Here is a 19,353-nt window from a genome sequence, read left to right on the forward strand (position 1 = left end):
ATAGTTTGAAAAGCGAATCTAACAGTATGCCCGTCTTCCAAACCCCGATACTCATTAGTCAATCCCTATTATTCAATCTAAAATCTCAATTCTCAAATGGTATGAGTCATTAATAATTATGAAAAGCCAATGAAAAAAATGTCTTTAAGAATTAAAGCGATTGTTTTTGCGATCGCCCTCGGAACAATTCCCGTAATTTTAACTGGGGCAATAACTTTTTTCTTAGCCAATCAAAGTATCACTAGCTATGTAATTAATTATCAAGAAACGCGGGCGCTCGCTACTGCCAATGAAGTCAGCAATTTTATGTTAGAACGCTACCAAGATATCAAGCAACTAGCAAGCTTAAGCATACTTAACGACCCCAGAGTCAGCCAAACGACTTCAACCATTCAAAAGGAAGCTATCTTAGATAAATATATAGAAGAAGACGAAGGCTACGACAGCATTGCAGTCGCCGATCTCAAGGGAAATACTATTTTTCAATCCACTGGAGAAAAAATTGTAGATTTGGGAAAGCAGGACTATTTTCAGGAAGTAACAAAAACTAATCAGGCTGTCATTATGCAGCCTATAAAGTCATCGCTTGACGGCAAATATGCCCTTTTTACTGCGGCTCCGGTTGTGGATGTCAATACTAACGAAACTATCGCCGTCATCAGGACTCGCACGCCCATAACTTATTTAGAGCAGACTTTTAAGGAAACACAAAAAAAGCTAACCAGAAGTTCTGAAGGATTAAAAAAAGAGGAATTCCATCTAATTGATGGCAATGGCAAGTTTTTTTCAGCAACAGAAATTGAGCAGATCGGCAGAGATGCAGCCTCTGATTTTAGTGTTTTTGCCAAAATGCAAGCTAACAAAAAAATTGACAGTGCCATAGATATCGATCGCATCGATGGAGCTAAGCAATTGCTTACTTATGCTCCTATTGAAGCATTAGAAAATATCCCAGAATTGGGTTGGAGCGTGATTATTGCTAACGATACAAAAAATGTATTTGCTCCCCAACAAGAGTTACTGTATACTTTGATGTCAGGAGTTGGGTTTACTGCTACTCTTGTTAGCGCGATCGCAATTTTTTGGGCTCGTCGCACTACCCGCTCGGTTAATCACATTGTGCGGGCGATCGCCTCTTCTTCGTCCCAAATTGCTGTCACCGTCGAACAGCAGGAACGCATCGCCAGCCAACAGCTATATGCAGTCGATCGCGCTGCGAGTACAATGAACGAATTGAGCGAATCAAGCAAAGCTTGTGCCTCCGAAGCCGAAGCTGCGGCTTTTGGGGCAGCCCAAGCCCTTAAACTTGCAGCAGGAGGCAGTCAAGCGGTAGATAATACCTTGAAAGAAATGGCAACTTTGACAGAAAATGTCGGAGCAATTCAAAAACAAATTTTGCATTTAAGCGATCAAACCGATCGCATTGGCAATATATCCAGTTTAGTCAGCGATTTAGCCAACCAAACAAATATGCTCGCCCTCAACGCTGCTGTCGAAGCAGTCAGAGCCGGTGAAAGCGGCAAAGGATTTGCTGTTGTTGCCAGCGAGATTCGCAAATTAGCCGATCGCAGCAAGGAATCTGCTAGCAACATCAATGCTTTAGTTGCAGAGATCCAGAAAGCCATTACTTCGACAGCAACAGTAACCGATGATGGCACAAAAACTGTAGAAAATGGCGTGAAAATTGCCCGAAAAACCGCCGACGCATTTGCTGGAGTTGCCGGGGCGATCGATCGCATTGCTGCCAACAGCAAACAAATTTCCGTTACATCGAAAAACCAGGCGATCGCCATTCAGGATGTAGTTGAATCCGTCAACTCTCTTCACCTCGCCACTCAGGAAACTGCCTCCGGTATTTCTCAAGTCAAACTCGGCATTGCTCAACTAAACCAAGCAGCCCAAAATCTCAAATCAGCAGTGTAGTTGAAAGAAGGAAGATTTATTGCTGATTGCCGATTATCGATTACCAATTACCAATTACCCACTCCCAATGATTAAGAAATTTTTCCAAAAAATCCAAAACCGACTGCTACTGCTTTTAATTTTAAGTACCTTGATTCCAGTATCTCTTGTTGGCTGGTATGGAATTTCCTCTTCCGCAGCAGCACTGCAAACCTTAGCCTTAACTAATCTTACTGAAAGTGTCACCTCCAGCGGAGAGCAAATTGTCAACAAACTAGAAAATATCAGTTACGATGTTTTGTTCTTCAGCAAAACTCCCCCTATCCAAGGAATAATTAGAGCTAGAGATGGAAATGGAGCAGACAAAGAAACTAATTCAACTTATCAAAATTGGGTCGATCGAATGCAAATCACATTTGTATCAATGATGGAAGTTAAGCCATATTATATGCAATTGCGTTATATAGATGAGAATGGCAACGAACTCGTGCGCGTAAATTCTGATGGCAAAAATATCAAAATTGTTCCCAATTCCGAGCTCCAAAATCAAGCTCATAGGGATTACTTTTACTTAACTATGAAGCTAAAACCTGGAGAAATATATGTCTCTCAATTTAATCTGAATCAAGAGCGCGGTAAAATAGAAATTCCTTACAAGCCAACCATTCGTCATGCAACTCCCATTTTTAATACTAAAGGAGAAAGAAAAGGTATTTTGATTGCCAATTCCTTGGGCAAAAATCTGATCGATATAGTTAAAAACCTCAATCATGACAAGTCAGAGCAAGCTTTTATGTTAAATCAAGATGGTAACTATATCTCCCATTTCAACTCTAAAAAAGAATGGGCTTATGAAAAAAAAACCAATGAAAATATCCACAAAGATTATTCGGCAGAGGTAGCGACACAAATACTTTCTGGTGGCAAAGGCAGTATTGACCTCGGCGATCGAGTGATTAGCTATGATACAGTTTTTCTTGGCAAACAAAATAACAACAAATTTATTGTAATTGTGAATCAAGCACCTAAATATTCGCTCTTTGCTTCTGTTTTTGTTTTAAGAAAAATAGCTACTATTATTGCTATATTGTCCCTGGGTACTGTTCTGGGATTAGGATTGTTTGTGCTCGGAAAACTAATTAAGCTGATTCGAGGATTGATCTATCAAATATCGTCATTCTCAATGCAAATATTATCTAATATGAATGAGCAAGAGCAAGTCGTCGGCGAGCAATTTCTCTCCGTCAATGAAACAACTGCAACCTTAGAAAAATTGGGCATATCTTCTCGGCACACAGCCGAGCAAGCTGAAGCTGTCGCCGCCGCAGCTCGCCAAGCGTTAACTCTCGCGCAAGAAGGTACTCAAAAAGTTGAGGAAACTCTCAATCAAATGTTGAGTCTCAGACAAGCTGTGGCGGCAATTTCTCAGCAAAATCAGCGCCTGGCGGATAGCACGAGTCAGATTGGTAATATCTCGGCTTTGGCAAATTTAGTTAGCGATTTAGCCACTCAGACAAATATGCTGGCTCTTAACGCGGCTGTGGAAGCTGTCAGGGCTGGTGAGTATGGCAAAGGTTTTGCGGTGGTAGCCAGCGAGATTCGTAAATTAGCAGATGAAAGCCAACAAGCGGCGCAAAAGATTAATGGTATTATTCCAGAAATTAAGGGCGCGATCGACTCGACGGTGAAAGCAACGGAAGAAAGCCGCAAAACAGTCGCGGCAGGGGTGAAAACAGCGCAGGATACAGCAGAAGCTTTTACGGGGGTTCGGGAAGCTTGCAATCTGGTGTTTGCTAGCAATCAACAAATCTCTTTGAATATTAAACAGCAGGCGATCGCGATCGGGCAAGTAGGTGATGAAATGAACTCTCTCAACCGCACTGCATCTCAAACTATCAGCGGCATTACTCAAGTCAAAGTAGGCACTCAAAAACTTAATGAAGCTGCTTTAAATCTTAAGTCTATAGTGTAAGAAGTCATTAGTCAGCAGTCATTAGTCATTAGTCATTAGTCAGCAGTCATTAGTCAGCAGTCATTAGTCATGAGGAAGAAGGAAGATTAATTACCAACTCCCAATTACCAATTACCTGTTTGGCCAATTCCCAATTACCTGTTTGGCCAATCCCCAATTCCCAATTACCTGTTTGGCCAATTACCTGTTTGCCCAATTCCCAATTCCCCATTCCCCACAAACACCTATGATAATTGAAGATGAAGAACTCCGAGATGTATTTAAAATTGCTAGTGAAGAACACTTGCAGAAACTAGACGATGGATTGCTGTACTTGGAAGAACACCCGGGGGACTCAGCTAAGTTAGAAGAATTGCTGCGGGAAACTCATTCTCTTAAAGGCGATGCTGGGATGTTGGCGGTAAAAAATGTAGCATCTTTAGCTCATCAAATAGAGCATATTTTGGGAGGTGTCAAGCGGGGAGAGACTCAACTAACTTCAGAAATTAGCGATCGACTTTCGCAAGGTTTAGACGCCATCCGCAAACTCGTTGACGAAGCCGTGACTGGTCAAGATTCCGGTGTCAATACCTTTTACGTGCTCGCTAGCATGATGGGTGCTTCTAACAAGCCCCTTTCCACCGCCCCCATAGCACAGCCAGAATCTTCAAAGGTACCAGAAGAAGAATTAATACAAACGCAACTTATTGATTCGTCTACTGCGGAACCCGAAACAAATAGTGAAACTTATTCCGCCACTAATTTAGATAAAAATTATTCTTTTTCGACTCTACAATCCGAGCAAGAATTGTTGCTCCAATCTCACAACTTGCGTGGGGCTTCTGCCCCCGCTACTGCATCGGCTTCCCAACCCGCTGTTAGCAGTTCTTCAAGTTCGTCTTACCGCATCGAAACAATTCGCGTTGCTACCAAAAATTTAGACGATTTAATGACTCAAGCTGGTGAACTTACTGTTACAAAAACTAGGTTAGTACACCGACTTGCTGATATCGAAAAACTGACAAATTTGTGGGAAAGTTGGAGCAGAGAAGCTTTTATAAATCGCTTGGCTTTTCATCAGATAGAATCGGACAAAAATGCTTTTCAACAAAATGCCCTCATCATACAGTTACAGAATTATTACCAGCGTACAGAAGAACGTTTAGAACGTCTGGGAACTCTAGTGAATAGATTGAAAAATCGAGTTGATGAAGATACTGCAAGACTCGAATTAATTTCCGAGGAATTGGCATCAGGAATTCGCACTCTCAGACTGCTGCCTTTGTCTACTATTTTTAATCTATTTCCACGGGCAGTTAGAGACTTGGCTAAGCGGGAAGGAAAAGAGGTTAAATTAGTCATTGAAGGTGGGGAAACTCGAGCTGACAAACGCATTCTAGAAGAAATGAAAGACCCTTTAATGCACCTGATTCGGAATGCGATCGATCACGGAATTGAGACGCCAGCCGATCGCGAAAAGCTCGGTAAACCTCCCGCCGCTACTCTCCGAATTAAAGGATACCAGACTGCTAGCAATATTATTATTGAAGTTGCTGATGATGGTCGGGGGCTGAATCTCGACCGCATTAAACAAACTGCTGTCAAACGCAACATCTGCACGCCGGAAGAACTGGCAGCGATGACAGAAAGCCAAATTCAATCGCTGATTTTTGCTCCGGGTTTTTCAACCAGAACATTTGTTACTGAAATTTCTGGAAGAGGGGTAGGTTTAGATGTAGTTAGGACTAATGTTGAAGCATTAAAAGGTCGCATTCAAGTTGAATCTGTTCTGGAAAAAGGATGCACTTTTCGCTTGCAACTCAGCACGTCTTTAGCTACAGCTAATGTATTAATATTAGCGGTTGACGGTATTGCTTATGCGCTGCCCATCGAGTTTATTGAAACTGCTATATTGGTTCGCTCTTCTGATATTTTTTCTCTCGAAAGCAAGGCAACACTAATTTTAGATAATCAGCCTTTGTCAGTTGCGTATTTAGCAGATCTACTAGAATTAAATAATAGAGATTGGTTGCACAATAATCGGGAGTGGAGACAGGAAAGTTGGAGAGAATTCAAGAGAAATACAGAGGTAGAATCGGTGAATCATAATTCTCGGAAAATTCCTTGTATTGTTTTGAAAGTTGGGGAGGAAAGATTGGGATTATTTATAGATGCTTTGATTGACGAACAGGATGTGGTGATTAAGCCTCAAAGTCAATTGCTGAAACGGGTGCGAAACGTTTCTGGTGCAACGATTCTGGGTACTGGGGAAGTTTGTATGGTGCTCAATCCCCACGATTTGATAAAATCTGTACGCAAGCAAGTTTTGTTGGGTGGGGTTGGGGGTGCGCGATCGCCAATTGAGACAGTCAGCCGAAAACAAGTTATACTTTTAGCAGAAGATTCGATCGCTACCCGCACTCAAGAAAAGCGCATCCTGGAAGGTGCAGGTTATGAAGTTGTGACAGCAGTGGACGGATTGGATGCTTTCAATAAATTAAAAACTCGCTATTTTGATGCTCTGATTTCTGACGTACAAATGCCTAATTTGGACGGTTTGGGACTGACTGTTAAAATTCGTCAGCAAAAAGAATACAGTGAGTTACCGATTATTTTGGTCACATCTTTGGCGTCGGATGAAGATAGAAAAAGAGGAGCTGATGCTGGCGCTAATGCTTATATTCCTAAAGGTACTTTCAATCAAGATGTATTAATCGAGACTTTGAAAAGGTTAGTTTGATTGTCAGAGGGGAAGGGAAGAGGGGGACAGGGGGAGAGGGGGACAGGGGAAGAGGGGGAGAATTACCCATTACCCATTACCCATTACCCATTACCCATTACCCATTACCCATTACCCATTACCCATTACCTAAAAAAATCTAAAATCTAAAATCTAAAATGGTATGATGTTGTCGCCCATTAAAGTATTGTTAGTAGAAGATTCGCCAGTAGCTACGATCGTTCTCAAGCGCATTTTGGATGCTTCGCCAGAAATCCAGGTTATCGGAACGGCTTCTAACGGTTTAGAAGCGCTAGAATTAATCCCAAAACTTCAGCCGGAAGTCATCTGTACAGATTTGAATATGGCAGAAATGAACGGGTTAGAGTTCACGCGAGAAGTGATGAAAAAATACCCGCGACCAATTTTAATAATTAGTGCTTCTGTCCAAGCAAAGGATACTCAAAATGTATTTGAATTAATGAAAGCAGGTGCATTAGATGTTTTTCCGAAACCCATTGGCGGGTTGGCGTCTGATTACGATCGCCTGGGGAATGAGTTAATCGCTAAAGTTAAAGTTTTGTCGGGAGTTAAAGTATTTACGCGGCATCAAAGGCTGGGAGGAATCGAAACAGGCGAGCGTCGCCCCAGCAAAAAAATTTATCAATTACCAATTCATAATTACCAATTATCTAGCAAAAATCTCAATTCTCAAACTATTAAGTTATTGGCTGTTGGCGCGTCTACGGGCGGGCCGCAAGCGCTGCACTCGATTATTTCGCAGTTTCCGGCTAATTTGCCAGTGCCGGTAATTTGCATCCAGCACATCAGTGAAGGGTTTTTGCAGGGATTGGTTGACTGGTTGGGTTTTGAAGCTAAACTGCCGGTGAAGATAGCGGGTTTTGGGGAATTGCCGCAAGCTGGGATTGTTTATTTCCCGCCAGAAAAACGTCATTTAGAATTGGATGCTCAAGGGCGTTTTATTTATTCTGAAGCTGCTCGTGAAGCGGGACATTGCCCCTCTGTAACGGTAACATTTAAGTCAGTTGCTAGTTTTTATGGTCGCGGGGCTGCGGGAGTGTTGCTAACAGGAATGGGGCGAGATGGTGCTGAGGGTATGTTGGCGATCGCCCAAGCCGGCGGTTTGACTATTGCTCAAAATGAGGCTAGTTGTGTTGTGTTTGGAATGCCAAAAGAGGCGATCGCCCTCGGTGCGGCCCAGCACGTTTTACCCGTCAGTGCGATCGCTCCTTTACTGTTGGCGAAATTAAAAGTTTAGGACAAGCGGGAGAATATAGCAGATCGGACGTAGGGTTGAAACCGCTTCTATATAAACGATGTCCGCCGGACGCCGACTGAATAGAATAACATAAAACGTAATTTAAACGGTCTGAGCTTCAACCCGCGGAGGCGGGTTTTGCTGGTATAGACGCGGTTTCAACCGCGCCCGTCTTCTTTTATGATTTGATATTGATAAACTTACCAATTACTTCGCGCAACTTGTCAGCATCAAAGGGCTTAGTTAAATACTCGGTTGCTCCTGCCAAACGCCCCTGTACTTTATCAAATGCTCCATCTCTGGCTGTCAGCATCACGATCGGCAAATTCTGAAACTGAGGCAAGCTTCGCACCGTGCGGCAGAGCTCCAATCCGTCAATCCCAGGCATCGAAACATCGAGCAACAAAACCGAAATTTGTTCGTGATAAATTGTTGACAAAGCATCAACTGCATTGTCTGTCACGAGAACTCGAAACTCTTTGCTTAAGGCTTGTTTGACCAGTCCTTGCATGACGACGCTATCATCAACTGCCAAAATAGTTGGTACTTGACTGCTAGTTGCAGACATATTCTTCTCCCGGTTTATTTATAGTTCTTGAAAATAGAAAACATAATTCCCGCCGTCAGTCGATTGTAGATTGTAGATTTTAGATTGACTGTTCCAGATGAATCTGGGAGCTTGAACTTGAGTCTAAAATTGCGATCTCGACCCTCAAAATTGTCGGCAAGCAAGTATCGGTTTTTGGGTGGGTCATTTTTCAAGAGTGCCTTCGGATAAATAGTGCCCAACTCCGTTGGAGCATTAGCAGAAACTTCACCCCTGTTTTTTTGACCTCAAACTCGAAAAAACAGATTGCCCGAGGGGTCGATCGGCGATGACAACAGTTGCAAAATCTGCATCTCAACCGTCAAACCCTTGATGGTGGAGTTTGAACAACTATTGTTACAAAGTTTAACATTTTCGGTGTTTGTGTAGTCGCTCTCCTAACTTTTGTTGAGTTGCCTGTGCAACAGCCCGGTAAACCGTACTGGTATTGTGGCACAAACCAATTATTTTAATCTACCAGCAAGCCTGCTACCCACGATTAGATCTGTCTGTTAAAATACTATTAAACTTATTAAGAAATTCTCTGTAAGCTATCCGCCATAGATTTTTGAAGGGTGCTTCGTCCCCACGGAGGCTCTTAGATTCACCCAGCCTCTGGCACATCAAAAGCATAGTCAACTCGAAGTATAATTTCTAGAGTATTAGATCTGCGGTGCTCTAACTCCCATAAATCAAAAGTTTCCATGTCAGTCAAGAGGTTGGTCTGAGTTTGGTGCCAGCAGCCTGTGTTCGACTTGCGATCGCAGTCTCCCGGGACAAAATTCATGGCTCGTTTTTCTCCTCGGCCAGTATTGATTAGGGCGGTTGCCAGCAACTAGATGGGCACTTATACATGATGAAAGCACCCTTGCCTCTTGGTAAAACAGTGTTCGATCTCGATCGCACCGACTTGTATCAACTTCTGGGTTCCGATCCAGAGGCTTGCTTTGACGATTTGGTAGGCTTGGCCGCCAGGATGAGCGGAACTCCTATTGCTTTTTTGAGTTTGATTGATGCCTCCGGCCACTGGTTGAAGTCGCAGCTAGGTATCGATCGAACTTTGGCACACCGTTACCTGAATTTTTGCGATCGCTGCTATATCGACCAAACTCCCGCACAGTTGGGCGCGAGTTCCAACTCTAACTCGGAATTTGACCGGGACATTCCCCTACAAAAACCTGCGGTTGCGGCGGCAGATGCGATCGCACCCTTTGCAAATTCCTGCAATAAACCGCCTGCCATCATTGTCCGAGACGCTTCCACAGACGTGCGATTTGCCCAGCATCCGCTAATTGTTTCTTACCCCTTCATCAAATTTTACGCTAGCATCCCAGTCGTCACCTCAGATGGGCAGATGCTGGGCGCGATCTGTGTCATGGATTCCGTACCTAAAGGCTTGACAAAAAATACGATTGATGGTATTGAGATTTTAACTCGGCAAGTTGCGAGTTTGGTGGAGCTGCGGTGGCAATTAGTCAAAGCCAAGAAAGAGGTGGCAGAGGTAGAAGATATCGCTTCACAGGGCCAGCAAATCTCGGAGTTAGCTCGATCGAACCAGGAGTTTTTCTGGGCAGTACAGACTTCAGAGAAGGACACAAGAATATTCCCAACAAAAAAGCTGCCGGTGCTCGAAACAGGCAAATCTCAGGATTTGCGGGAAACTTCAGCGGGCATGAGGCGCGATCGCGATCCCAAACAAATTCCCGAAATAGTGACAGAGGGGCAATCAATGGCAGACTTGCTACAGGAGCGATCGCGCTTGGCAATGCTGCAAGCTAAAGTTGGTGCAGCTCTCGGACAAGGCGGGACAATACCGGCCACCCTCAACCGCTGCACCGACGCAATGGTAGACCATCTCGACGCCACAGCAGCCAGCATCTGGACGTTCAACCCGCAGATAGAGCGGTTAGAATTGCAGGCCGATTCAGGAGTCAGCAGCCAAGATTGGGAACGGCTAATAGAAGATTGGCTGCGAGAAGAAACGGGAAAACTCGAAACGGCTCCTCTGTGCTTGCTGTCGAACCCGTCCCTCTGCGCCATTGCCTATCCCCTGATTGTGGAGGAACGACTGGTGGGAGTGATGGCTGTATGCAGCAGCGCTGCTGCCACGGAGGGGGCGCTAGAAGTTCTGGGGTGGATGGCTAATGCCATTGGCGTGGCGATCGATCGTGTCAAGGCCCGAGAAGAATTGTTGAGCCGCCGGGAAAGTCTGCTGTTTGGCCTCGCCAGTCAGATGCGGAATTCTCTAGATCTCGACAAAATTTTAGATACGGCTGTTAATGAAATTCGCAGCTTGTTGCAGGTTGACCAGTGTTACTTTTTGTGGTATTCAGTATCGCGGCAGGGGCAGCCGAGTTTTGCGATTACCCATGAGGCGGCAAATCCTGAACTCACAGATCTGCTCGCAGAATATCCGATCGCACAAGTAACGCTACTAGCCGAGAAAATTCGCGATCGCCAAACGCTCCGCATCGGCGACACTGCCACAGCAGCCTGCATAGATTCCGCCACGCGAGCTTTTTTAAGGGGTGTCGGGATCGTTTCTAAGCTGCTGCTACCGCTCAAGACTCACTCCGGTCAAATGGGGGCGATAGTTTGCAATCATTACAGCAGCCGTTCCTGGGCGGCCAGCGAAGTGGAATTGCTGCAAGCGGTGGTGGATCAACTGGCGATCGCGATCGACCAAGCCGAACTTTACGCCCAAACTCGGGCGGCAGCCTTAGCAGCTCAAACTCAAGCCCGACAACTGACTGAAACTTTGCAGAGTTTGCAGCAAAAAGAAGCTCAGCTCATTCAAAACGAAAAAATGTCCTCTCTCGGTCAAATGGTTGCCGGCGTCGCCCACGAAATTAACAATCCGGTTAATTTTATTTACGGCAACTTGACTTATTGCGAGCAGTACATGAAAGATCTGCTGGATTTGCTGCGCTTGTATCAAAAGCACTACCCCGAACCTTGCGAGGAAATTCTCGACAAAAGCGAAGAAATCGATGTGGATTTCGTAGTGCCGGATTTGCTGAAAATTCTGTCTTCGATGGAGATGGGAGCCGAACGCATCCGGCAAATTGTCCTTTCCCTGAGGAACTTCGCGCGGCACGACGAAGCCGAGAAGAAACCTGTGGACATTCACGAAGGGATTGACAGCACGCTGCTGATTTTGCAGAGCCGCTTGAAGTCAAACGGGCCAATACCGGGAATTAAGGTAATTAAAGACTACGGCGACTTGCCGAAGGTAGAATGCTATCCCGGACAGCTCAACCAAGTATTTATGAATATTTTGGGAAATGCGATCGACTCCTTGGAAAATCAGCCCGCACCCAAGACGATCGAAATCTCGACGGCGGTGGTGTCCCAAGACTCGGATCGAGGTGAGTCACGAAAGTCGATCGGTCAACTTGTGCTGATTCGGATTCGGGACAGCGGGCCGGGATTGAGCCAAAAAGCTAAATTGCGCTTGTTTGACCCTTTCTTTACCACTAAACCAGTGGGCAAAGGCACGGGACTCGGCTTGTCCATCAGCTACCAGATTGTGGTGGAAAAACACGGCGGCAGTTTGAAGTGTATCTCCCAAGCCGGACAGGGAGCGGAGTTTTGGATTGAAATCCCGCTGTCTCGCCCCGCTGCTGTCAAAGAATAAACTGGCGGCCGATCGGTTTCACAAACGTTTTTTAAACTTTATTGTCAAAGTGCTTGACAGATTCCGGTGTTTGAGTGTTAATATGATAAAGGTTAAGACGTTGGGGCGTCGCCAAGTGGTAAGGCAGCTGGTTTTGGTCCAGCCATTCAGAGGTTCGAATCCTTTCGCCCCAGTTAAATGGTTTTTAAGATTGTTGATGAAAGGGCGGTTGAAACCGCGTCTTGTCAGGCAAAACAAGCCGGACGCCGGTTGAAGAGTGAGCGGTTAAAATTACGCTATCCTCTCTTAGTCGGCGTCCGGCGGACATCGTTTATGTAGACGCGGTTTTAACCGCCGTCTAATCTGTGTCTGCGATCGTTTGTGTAGACGCGGTTTCAACCGCCGTCCGATCTGTGTCTGCGATTGTATTTGTTAGATCGCACATAATATCGCAGCTAATTGCTAGGCCCGCGAGCATTTAGCCGATCGAATACGTATCGGGAAATAGCCGGAAAGGCTGTTTCGTCCTTGGCATAAGCCACATCGTCTGCGAAAACGACTAAGATGTAAATCGCGCGATCGTCTAAAGTTCTGACAAAAGTCGCTTCGCTGCGGGATTTGGAAGTATAGCCAACTTTGGAACCAAAATAAATATTAGTTGGTAAAGACTCGCCGAGAAATCCTTTTATTGAGTTGCTAGGGTCATTTTTCCAGGCTTTAGGGTCTAAATCTCTCGTCAGCAAGTAAGCCATTTTGCGGCTGGCGAGACTAGAAACAGCTTGCCTAGTATAGATTTCATATATTAATCTGCCGGCTTGGTCAGTAGTTGCTTGATTGCGAATCGGCACAGAATCATCGCCCCGCAATTGCAAATCGCGACCGACTGGGCCTTCTTGCCTTAAATAGTATATGGGATAATTTTTGGTGCTTATACGAATATCATTGTAGCCTGCTGACTGGAAAAACGTGTTAATTTGCGTGCGCTTTTGCAGCCATGTTTGCAACTCTTCTCCTCCGAGCCGTCCGCCGGATTTTGTATCGGTGATTTTATCTAAAATCCTGCTAGCAGCATCGTTGTTGGAGATGCGAATCATTTGTTCTAGGTCATTTTTAAATGCAGATTCTCTTTCCGTAATTATGCCTTTTTCAATGGCTGAGTAAAAGGCGGCCATCCAAAATAACTTGGCAACGCTAGCAGGAAATCTGAGACTTTGATTTTGATATCCGGCGAAGCTGTGATTTTGGGGATTGCTGACATCAAACAAGCTAATTGATAGCTTGTCTGCGGGCAATCCTTTGCTGGTGGCAATGTTCACAGCTTCATCAACAATCCCTTGCAATTCTTGAGAATAAACTGGATTGGGAGGTGTTTTGATGTTGTAGGTGAAGGTAGGATCGCTTTTACTATCGACTACATTTTGGGATGTTGGAATTGTCGGTGGCGAGATAGCCTCTTGAGACAATATGACGGGTGGTTCTGGGGCGCGGCGAGTTCTGAAGGGGATTGTCAGGAGCCAAAAAAACGCGATCGCCCCCGCAATTAAACACAAAATGTTGCGGTATTTGAGCCGAGACAATTTTGCCCTCAGTCGCCGGCGAGATGGCGCTGGACGATCGCTGATTTGGCGTCGAGGTTGGACTGGGCGATCGCTGATTTGGCGTCGAGGTTGGACTGGAGTATCCGTGGTTTGGCGTCGAGGTTGGACTGGACGATCGCTGATTTGGCGTCGAGGTTGGACTGGAGTATCCGTGGTTTGGCGTCGAGGCTCAACTGGACGATCGGTAATTAGGCGTTGGAGCCAGATTGAGCTTTGAATCCAGATTGGGCGCAGGAGCGAGATGAGACGTTGGAGCCAGATTGAGCTTTGGAGCCAGATGAGTCCTTGGAGCCAGATGAGGCGTTGGAGCCAGATGCGACGATCGCCGATCGGGCGTCGGGATTGGATAGGGCGTCGGGGTTTGACTGGGCGATCGCTAGTTGGGCGTCGAGGCTCAACTGGACGCTCGCTGCTGTGGCGTCTGGGCTGGATGGGGCGTTGGGGCTCGATTGGGCGGCGGCGGCGGTCTACTTGCATTAGAGTGTTGTGGTATCAAACTCGCACGATCAGTTTATAATAGGGCGGCGTCCAAATGACAAGGGTGTCGATCGAGTCCGCTCTCGTAAATTTAATCTAGCTCCTAAGCTGATTGAGAGTTCTAATAATTGTAAAGGTTTCAGGATAGCACTCAGTTCAAGCAAAATCCTTAGAAAAACATGAGAAATTTTTGGAGTCTGGCTGTTTTGGGATTTGCGATCGCCTGGGTGAATAATTATTTGATACCTGATGTTTGGGCATTGCAGTCTCAACCTGCTGGATCTGTTGTCGATCGACAAACAGAAACACGCGGCGCGGATGTAGCGGCTGAGTTCACCACAGAAAGTGAAAATCGGGAACCCAAAAATAAGCAAAGTGTTTCTAGTTTCCTCAGTCTGTTTCGGGACTTGAACAACTTACCTGAAATTTCCTATTCCCAATTAATGGAAGTGCTGGCGAGACGACCAGACTCAGACAACACTGCCAGAGAAACCGCTATACTACCCGAAGACATAGCACGTTTTGAAAAGATTGTACAGTATGCCAAACAGGAAAATTTGCCCGATCGCCCGATCGGACAAATCATCCAGGCGATCGGCGATAACTTCCTAGGAAAACCCTACGCCGAGGGTTTGCTGGACAAATCCGGCGAAGAAAAGTTAATTATAACGTTGAATAAATTTGATTGCGTTCTATTTGTAGAGACGGTTTTGGCTATTTCCCGAGGCGTAGCAGTAAAAGATTACGACTATCAAAATTTTGTAAATCGCATAGAAGAACAGCGGTATTTAAACGGTAAAATGAACGGTTATTGCAGCCGCCTGCACTATTTTTCCGAATGGATTAACGACAATCAAAAACGGCAAACCGTAGAAAACATTACCGTTCAATTGGGCGGAGTGCCGATGAATAAAACACTAAATTTCATGAGCCAGCACCGCAGCAGTTACCCGCCAATGGTAAAAGATGAAGCAACTTATCAGTGCATAGTCAGCCAAGAAGCAGAATTAGCCAAAACTGCGGTTAATTACATCCCGACAAATCGGATTAAAAGTGTTTATTCCCAGTTAAAGCCTGGGGATATTGTGGCGGTAGCCACGGATGTTAAAGGATTGGATGTCACCCACACAGGTTTTGTGTACAGGAATGCAGACGGGAATCTCGGCTTGATTCACGCTTCGCCGGCTGGGGCTGTGACAGTTGCTTACGACTTGCAGAGATATATTAGCAGAGTCGAAAGTGCGATCGGCATTGTAGTAGCAAGAGCGAAAACACCTAATCAAATTGGTTCGTAGTGAGGACTTCAGTCCGCATTTATGAAGGACTAAAGTCCTCACTACAAACCTGATTTATGAAGGACTAAAGTCCTCACTACAAACCTGATTTATGAAGGACTAAAGTCCTCACTACAAGTCCTCACTACAAACCTGATTTATGAAGGACTAAAGTCCTCACTACAAACCTGATCGACCTTTGACAAAAAAGCAAATTATCTAATTTTTTGCTTCAGCCAAACCACCAAAACCCACCCCAAAGTACATCCCAAAATATAGCCAATAAAATCCTCCCACGAAAAACCGCTACCGAGGAACAAACGCCCAAATAATGTAGCGCGAATAGCTTGCAAAAAAGGAGGTTTCCACAATTGGCTAAATTCAATGATACAGTTAAAAATGAAAACTCCCCAGGCAATTTTACTCGAAAAAACTTGGGGAAATATCAAAACAATTAGCAGAATCAAGAAAATTTGGTAGAGAAAATCACCAAAATAATCGTTAAAGAACTCTCGCCCCGGCCCGGAATAGAATTCGCTGCTTAAACCGACAATCAAAATAGGGATGATTGTCAATAAAAGAGCAACTCGATAGTTAAAAAAGGGATGGGCGCGATTAAAAGGTGATGCCATTTTAGGTATTATACCAAATCCGGGTTTCTTACCCCCTTTATTTCTTAAACCCGCGCAGGCGCGTGAGTGTTTGTGTAGACGCGATTTCAATCGCCGAGTCTTATCGGGGGCGGGAAACCCGAATTTGGTATTAGTAGTAGGGTGCGTCAGTTGGCACGATTTTAGATACCTATTGAAAATCTCTGTGCTGACGCACCGTGCCAACTATTGACTGCTCGCCAAGAATCGAACATAATATTATTCATCAAATCTGGTATTATTGAACAAGTTCGCTGCGAGATACCTTACTACTTCTAGCAGGATTTGGTGTTAGTTCTGGCGGCGAAACTTGAACGCTTCCCCATTCAGTCAAAAAGCTTTTCAATAAAACCTCTTGCTGAGTGCGAAATGCCTCGACATTTGCCCCTCGATTCATAATGACAAACCACACTGTTTCTTGTTTTTGAGTGGGTAGCGCTCCGCCCAAAGCGCTAACATTATCCAACGTGCCAGATTTGACTACTGCTAACTTTGGCAGCGCCCGTTCTGATAGTATTCCTTTATCTTTGCCAACTACTGTTAAGACATCAGCAACTGTCATGCTGTAAGGTTGCAGGTAGCGTTCTAAAGCTATAAATAACCCGCAGGCCGCTCTAGGAGAAATGCGATTGTCGTCGCTCAATCCCGAACCGTTGACAAGTTGAATTTCTGCGGGAGGAACTCCGGTTGCTGCTGCTGCTTTTTGCGCGACTGTTTTGGCGCCGCCGACAGTATCAGCTAGCATATCTGCCATGAGATTGTTGCTGTACTGATTCATTTTTTTGATAAGTTCGGCGAGGGGTAAAGAATAATGTTTGGCTAAGGGTACGGCGCTGGGACGTGCTGGCAAAACTTTGACAGTACCATCAATTACTATTTGGGGTTTCGGTGTATTGGGAGGAAGTGTTTGATACTGGGCTGCGGCTTCGCCCGGCCAGATTTCACTGTTCAATGCTTGTTTGAGCAATTCTCCTGATTTGAGGGGATTTAATTCAAAGTTCATGTAAAATTTACCGACAATGATTAAAGTGCCAGTGACTCGCTTGATGCCTTTTTTATTTAAGATGTTACCGAGGGCGATCGCCTCTTCCCAGACAAACAACGGATCTTCACTGCCTTCAATAACTAAATCGCCTGTTAATACGCCGTCTTTGATTGTGCCGTTGGTACTAATTTCGGTGATAAATTGATGTTCCGGCCCGAATTGTTGCAGCGCTACCAGAGATGTTGCTACTTTGGTAATGGAAGCGGCTGACAGAGGAACTGTACCTTGATGGTTGGCTAGCAAGGTATTGCCCGATTGCATCCAGATGCCTTGGTCTTCTTTGGCAGAACCTTGGGCCGTCAATCCGTTGAGATATTGCTGGATTTTGGTATTTGTGGCGGTTTCGGGATTGTTGACAGAGACTGTTAACGGCTGATTTGGTTTAACTGGCGGCGGGGAAGATTCGGCTACAGGAGAGGGAGTTGCAAGTTGGGGCGATTCGGTAGCGGCGCATCCGGTGATAATTGCGAGAAGGCCGATCGAACTTACAGCAGTCAAGTAGCGGTTTTTCAGCATTACCTTCATCTTTTCCATCAAACTTACGATCGTCTTTCGGCACACCCGATGGAAAGTTTAGCACTCTTCGGGCGCCTCTTCCTTCTTCGATCTTCCTTCGCGCACTTCGCGTCTAAGCGCTACGCGCAGGCTACGCCAACGCGGTTAGTTAAAATAGATATCTTGGAAATGCTTCGGGATTTTATCTTCAGCGCCTGGGGTTCTCACCCCAGGCCGATCGCTCTCAAAAATTCTCGCTAGACTGGTTTATCCAGCCATACTCCCCATACTCCCCATACTCAGCGGCACCATTTCGCCGTGCATCGTCAGGCCTAATAACATCGGCTCATTAACTCGAATCAACTCTCCTGTAAGGGCGCAGCGTTCCTCCTGCTGTGCTGTGGCATTAATGCTGGCTCGAATATCCGATCGACAAAACATCTGACGATACTCTCCAGACTTCTGCTGGACGTAATTCCAGAGCAAATCTCGAATCAAAGCTTGATAGCCTTGATTGCCAGCGAGCTCTTTGAGTCTCTCCTTGAGCTCTCTTTCCAATCGAATGCTGGTGACTTCCATTTCGGTGGTTGAGGTTCTAGGTAGGGTATGCATAATTTTTCTCCGTGACGGGTGGACATATCTGTAATATCAGTGTAGTATGTTTAAAGCTAGATTTAAAGGTCTCAGATCACTTTCTGCCTACTGTGAAATTTTTCCCCACCTACTCTACTTATCAACTCAAGTGCGATCGCCCCAGGGGTCGCGCTGAGTCCTCACGGCAAGTCTTTATGACAGGTTTGCTAACCCCTACAGCGACCTCGTGGGCTGGGACAAGCCCAATTAAACCCGGTTATAGTGGATTAGGACTAATTTCAGAAATTAATTACAACGAGGTAGACCGGGACGGTCTGGGAGTGGCACGGCCACACCATAAAGATAGGCGAAGCGGGAGGTACAGCTAACGACTGTACCAACATAAGATGAAAATTTGCATGAAAGCAGTTTTTCTAGCCCCCGCTTCACTCGTAAGAGAAGCGGGGGCATTTGATTGGAGATTGGAGCAATTTGGCAAGGCTTGGGGAACTCGCAAAAACTAGATGTAGCCAATGCTGGGAAGCATTCCAAATCTCAAATCTCAAATCTAAAATCTCAAATCTAAAATCCAAATGAGGAGGAGCAAGCCGTGACCGTAGTAACTGATGTATTGAGGCAATCTGTTGTGGTATTTTCTCAAAATTACCTACCGATGAGCCGTGTCAACATCAAACGGGCGATCGTACTTTTGGTAACGGGCAAGGCTGAACCTCTGGATTTTAGCATCGGCAATGGCTATCTAGTGCGATCGCCCAGCACCAGCATCCACGTACCCGAACAAATCCGCTTGACTTTTGGCAACAGGGAACGGCTGTGGAAAGTGCCGCCGGTCAATCGGCGAGAAGTTCTGCGCCGAGATGCCCATGCTTGCCAATACTGTGGCAACAACCGGCATTTGACGCTGGATCACGTGATGCCCCGATCGAAGGGCGGGACGCATACTTGGGACAACGTGGTGACTGCTTGCGAACGGTGCAACTCTCGCAAGGGCGACAGAACTCCCATAGAAGCTGGAATGTCTCTGCGAACCAAGCCGAAGGCTCCCATTCACCCCACTGTTGCTTTTGCCGAAATGTTTTGGCACGAATACCAAATTGGGGAATAGGGAATGGGGCATGGGGAATGGGGCATGGGGAATAGGGCATGGGGCATGGGGCATGGGTAATA

The 19,353-nt window shown here is 45.6% G+C and carries 16 protein-coding genes and 1 tRNA gene; 9 read left to right on the plus strand and 8 right to left on the minus strand.

Annotation, left to right across the window (positions count from 1 at the left end):
• Positions 1–138: 138 nt before the first annotated feature.
• Positions 139–1,923: a methyl-accepting chemotaxis protein gene (locus JGK39_RS21130; RefSeq protein ID WP_293297249.1), complete on the plus strand. Its 1,785-nt coding sequence runs from the start codon at positions 139–141 to the stop codon at positions 1,921–1,923.
• Positions 1,924–1,990: 67 nt separating this feature from the next.
• Complete coding sequence (locus JGK39_RS21135) at positions 1,991–3,874, plus strand: methyl-accepting chemotaxis protein (RefSeq protein WP_293256755.1); 1,884 nt, start codon at positions 1,991–1,993, stop codon at positions 3,872–3,874.
• Between the two features lie 67 nt (positions 3,875–3,941).
• On the opposite strand, the gene JGK39_RS21140 is transcribed toward JGK39_RS21135, so the two are convergent.
• Entirely contained in the window at positions 3,942–4,085 is a 144-nt protein-coding gene (locus tag JGK39_RS21140; protein WP_293256752.1) for a hypothetical protein, read from the minus strand.
• A gap of 15 nt (positions 4,086–4,100) precedes the next feature.
• On the opposite strand from JGK39_RS21140, the gene JGK39_RS21145 reads away from it, so the two are divergent.
• Positions 4,101–6,593: a hybrid sensor histidine kinase/response regulator gene (locus JGK39_RS21145; RefSeq protein WP_293256748.1), complete on the plus strand. Its 2,493-nt coding sequence runs from the start codon at positions 4,101–4,103 to the stop codon at positions 6,591–6,593.
• Positions 6,594–6,759: 166 nt separating this feature from the next.
• On the plus strand, positions 6,760–7,851 hold the full coding sequence (gene cheB / locus JGK39_RS21150; RefSeq protein ID WP_293256802.1) for a chemotaxis-specific protein-glutamate methyltransferase CheB: 1,092 nt from the start codon (positions 6,760–6,762) through the stop codon (positions 7,849–7,851).
• A 178-nt stretch (positions 7,852–8,029) separates the two neighbouring features.
• Here the strand turns inward: cheB and JGK39_RS21155 are convergent, their stop codons facing one another.
• Both JGK39_RS21155 and JGK39_RS21160 read right to left on the minus strand, forming a co-directional pair.
• Positions 8,030–8,419, minus strand: a complete 390-nt coding sequence (locus tag JGK39_RS21155; RefSeq protein WP_293157809.1) for a response regulator — start codon at positions 8,417–8,419, stop codon at positions 8,030–8,032.
• Between the two features lie 622 nt (positions 8,420–9,041).
• A complete protein-coding gene (locus tag JGK39_RS21160) occupies positions 9,042–9,224 on the minus strand; it encodes a hypothetical protein (RefSeq protein WP_293181608.1) in 183 nt (60 codons plus the stop codon).
• A 66-nt stretch (positions 9,225–9,290) separates the two neighbouring features.
• Between JGK39_RS21160 and JGK39_RS21165 the strand changes: the two genes are divergently transcribed.
• Together JGK39_RS21165 and JGK39_RS21170 are read left to right on the plus strand one after the other, a co-directional pair.
• Positions 9,291–12,074 carry a GAF domain-containing protein gene (locus tag JGK39_RS21165; RefSeq protein ID WP_293297252.1) on the plus strand — a complete coding sequence of 928 codons (2,784 nt, stop codon included), beginning with the start codon at positions 9,291–9,293 and terminating at the stop codon, positions 12,072–12,074.
• A gap of 101 nt (positions 12,075–12,175) precedes the next feature.
• Positions 12,176–12,247: transfer RNA gene (locus tag JGK39_RS21170), tRNA-Gln, on the plus strand.
• Positions 12,248–12,508: 261 nt separating this feature from the next.
• Here the strand turns inward: JGK39_RS21170 and JGK39_RS21175 are convergent.
• Together JGK39_RS21175 and JGK39_RS21180 are read right to left on the minus strand one after the other, a co-directional pair.
• Positions 12,509–13,630, minus strand: a complete 1,122-nt coding sequence (locus JGK39_RS21175) for a serine hydrolase (protein WP_293218989.1) — start codon at positions 13,628–13,630, stop codon at positions 12,509–12,511.
• A gap of 8 nt (positions 13,631–13,638) precedes the next feature.
• Positions 13,639–13,824 carry a hypothetical protein gene (locus JGK39_RS21180; protein ID WP_293218987.1) on the minus strand — a complete coding sequence of 62 codons (186 nt, stop codon included), beginning with the start codon at positions 13,822–13,824 and terminating at the stop codon, positions 13,639–13,641.
• A gap of 94 nt (positions 13,825–13,918) precedes the next feature.
• Between JGK39_RS21180 and JGK39_RS21185 the strand changes: the two genes are divergently transcribed.
• Positions 13,919–14,131 (plus strand): hypothetical protein, encoded by a 213-nt coding sequence (locus tag JGK39_RS21185; RefSeq protein WP_293218985.1) that lies wholly within the window; start codon positions 13,919–13,921, stop codon positions 14,129–14,131.
• A gap of 176 nt (positions 14,132–14,307) precedes the next feature.
• Positions 14,308–15,423 (plus strand): N-acetylmuramoyl-L-alanine amidase-like domain-containing protein, encoded by a 1,116-nt coding sequence (locus JGK39_RS21190; RefSeq protein WP_293218983.1) that lies wholly within the window; start codon positions 14,308–14,310, stop codon positions 15,421–15,423.
• Between the two features lie 194 nt (positions 15,424–15,617).
• Here JGK39_RS21190 and JGK39_RS21195 read toward each other — a convergent pair whose 3' ends face one another.
• The 3 genes from JGK39_RS21195 to JGK39_RS21205 form a co-directional block, all read right to left on the minus strand.
• Positions 15,618–16,034: a DUF2809 domain-containing protein gene (locus JGK39_RS21195; protein ID WP_293218981.1), complete on the minus strand. Its 417-nt coding sequence runs from the start codon at positions 16,032–16,034 to the stop codon at positions 15,618–15,620.
• Between the two features lie 256 nt (positions 16,035–16,290).
• Complete coding sequence (locus JGK39_RS21200; protein WP_293218979.1) at positions 16,291–17,631, minus strand: D-alanyl-D-alanine carboxypeptidase; 1,341 nt, start codon at positions 17,629–17,631, stop codon at positions 16,291–16,293.
• A 228-nt stretch (positions 17,632–17,859) separates the two neighbouring features.
• Entirely contained in the window at positions 17,860–18,204 is a 345-nt protein-coding gene (locus tag JGK39_RS21205; RefSeq protein ID WP_293181586.1) for a ribbon-helix-helix domain-containing protein, read from the minus strand.
• Between the two features lie 571 nt (positions 18,205–18,775).
• On the opposite strand from JGK39_RS21205, the gene JGK39_RS21210 reads away from it, so the two are divergent.
• The gene (locus JGK39_RS21210) at positions 18,776–19,291 is read left to right on the plus strand and encodes an HNH endonuclease (protein ID WP_293210828.1); all 516 of its coding nucleotides are present in this window, start codon (positions 18,776–18,778) and stop codon (positions 19,289–19,291) included.
• The last annotated feature ends 62 nt before the right edge of the window (positions 19,292–19,353 follow it).

Source organism: Microcoleus sp. PH2017_12_PCY_D_A (assembly GCF_020738565.1).
GTDB lineage: Bacteria > Cyanobacteriota > Cyanobacteriia > Cyanobacteriales > Microcoleaceae > Microcoleus.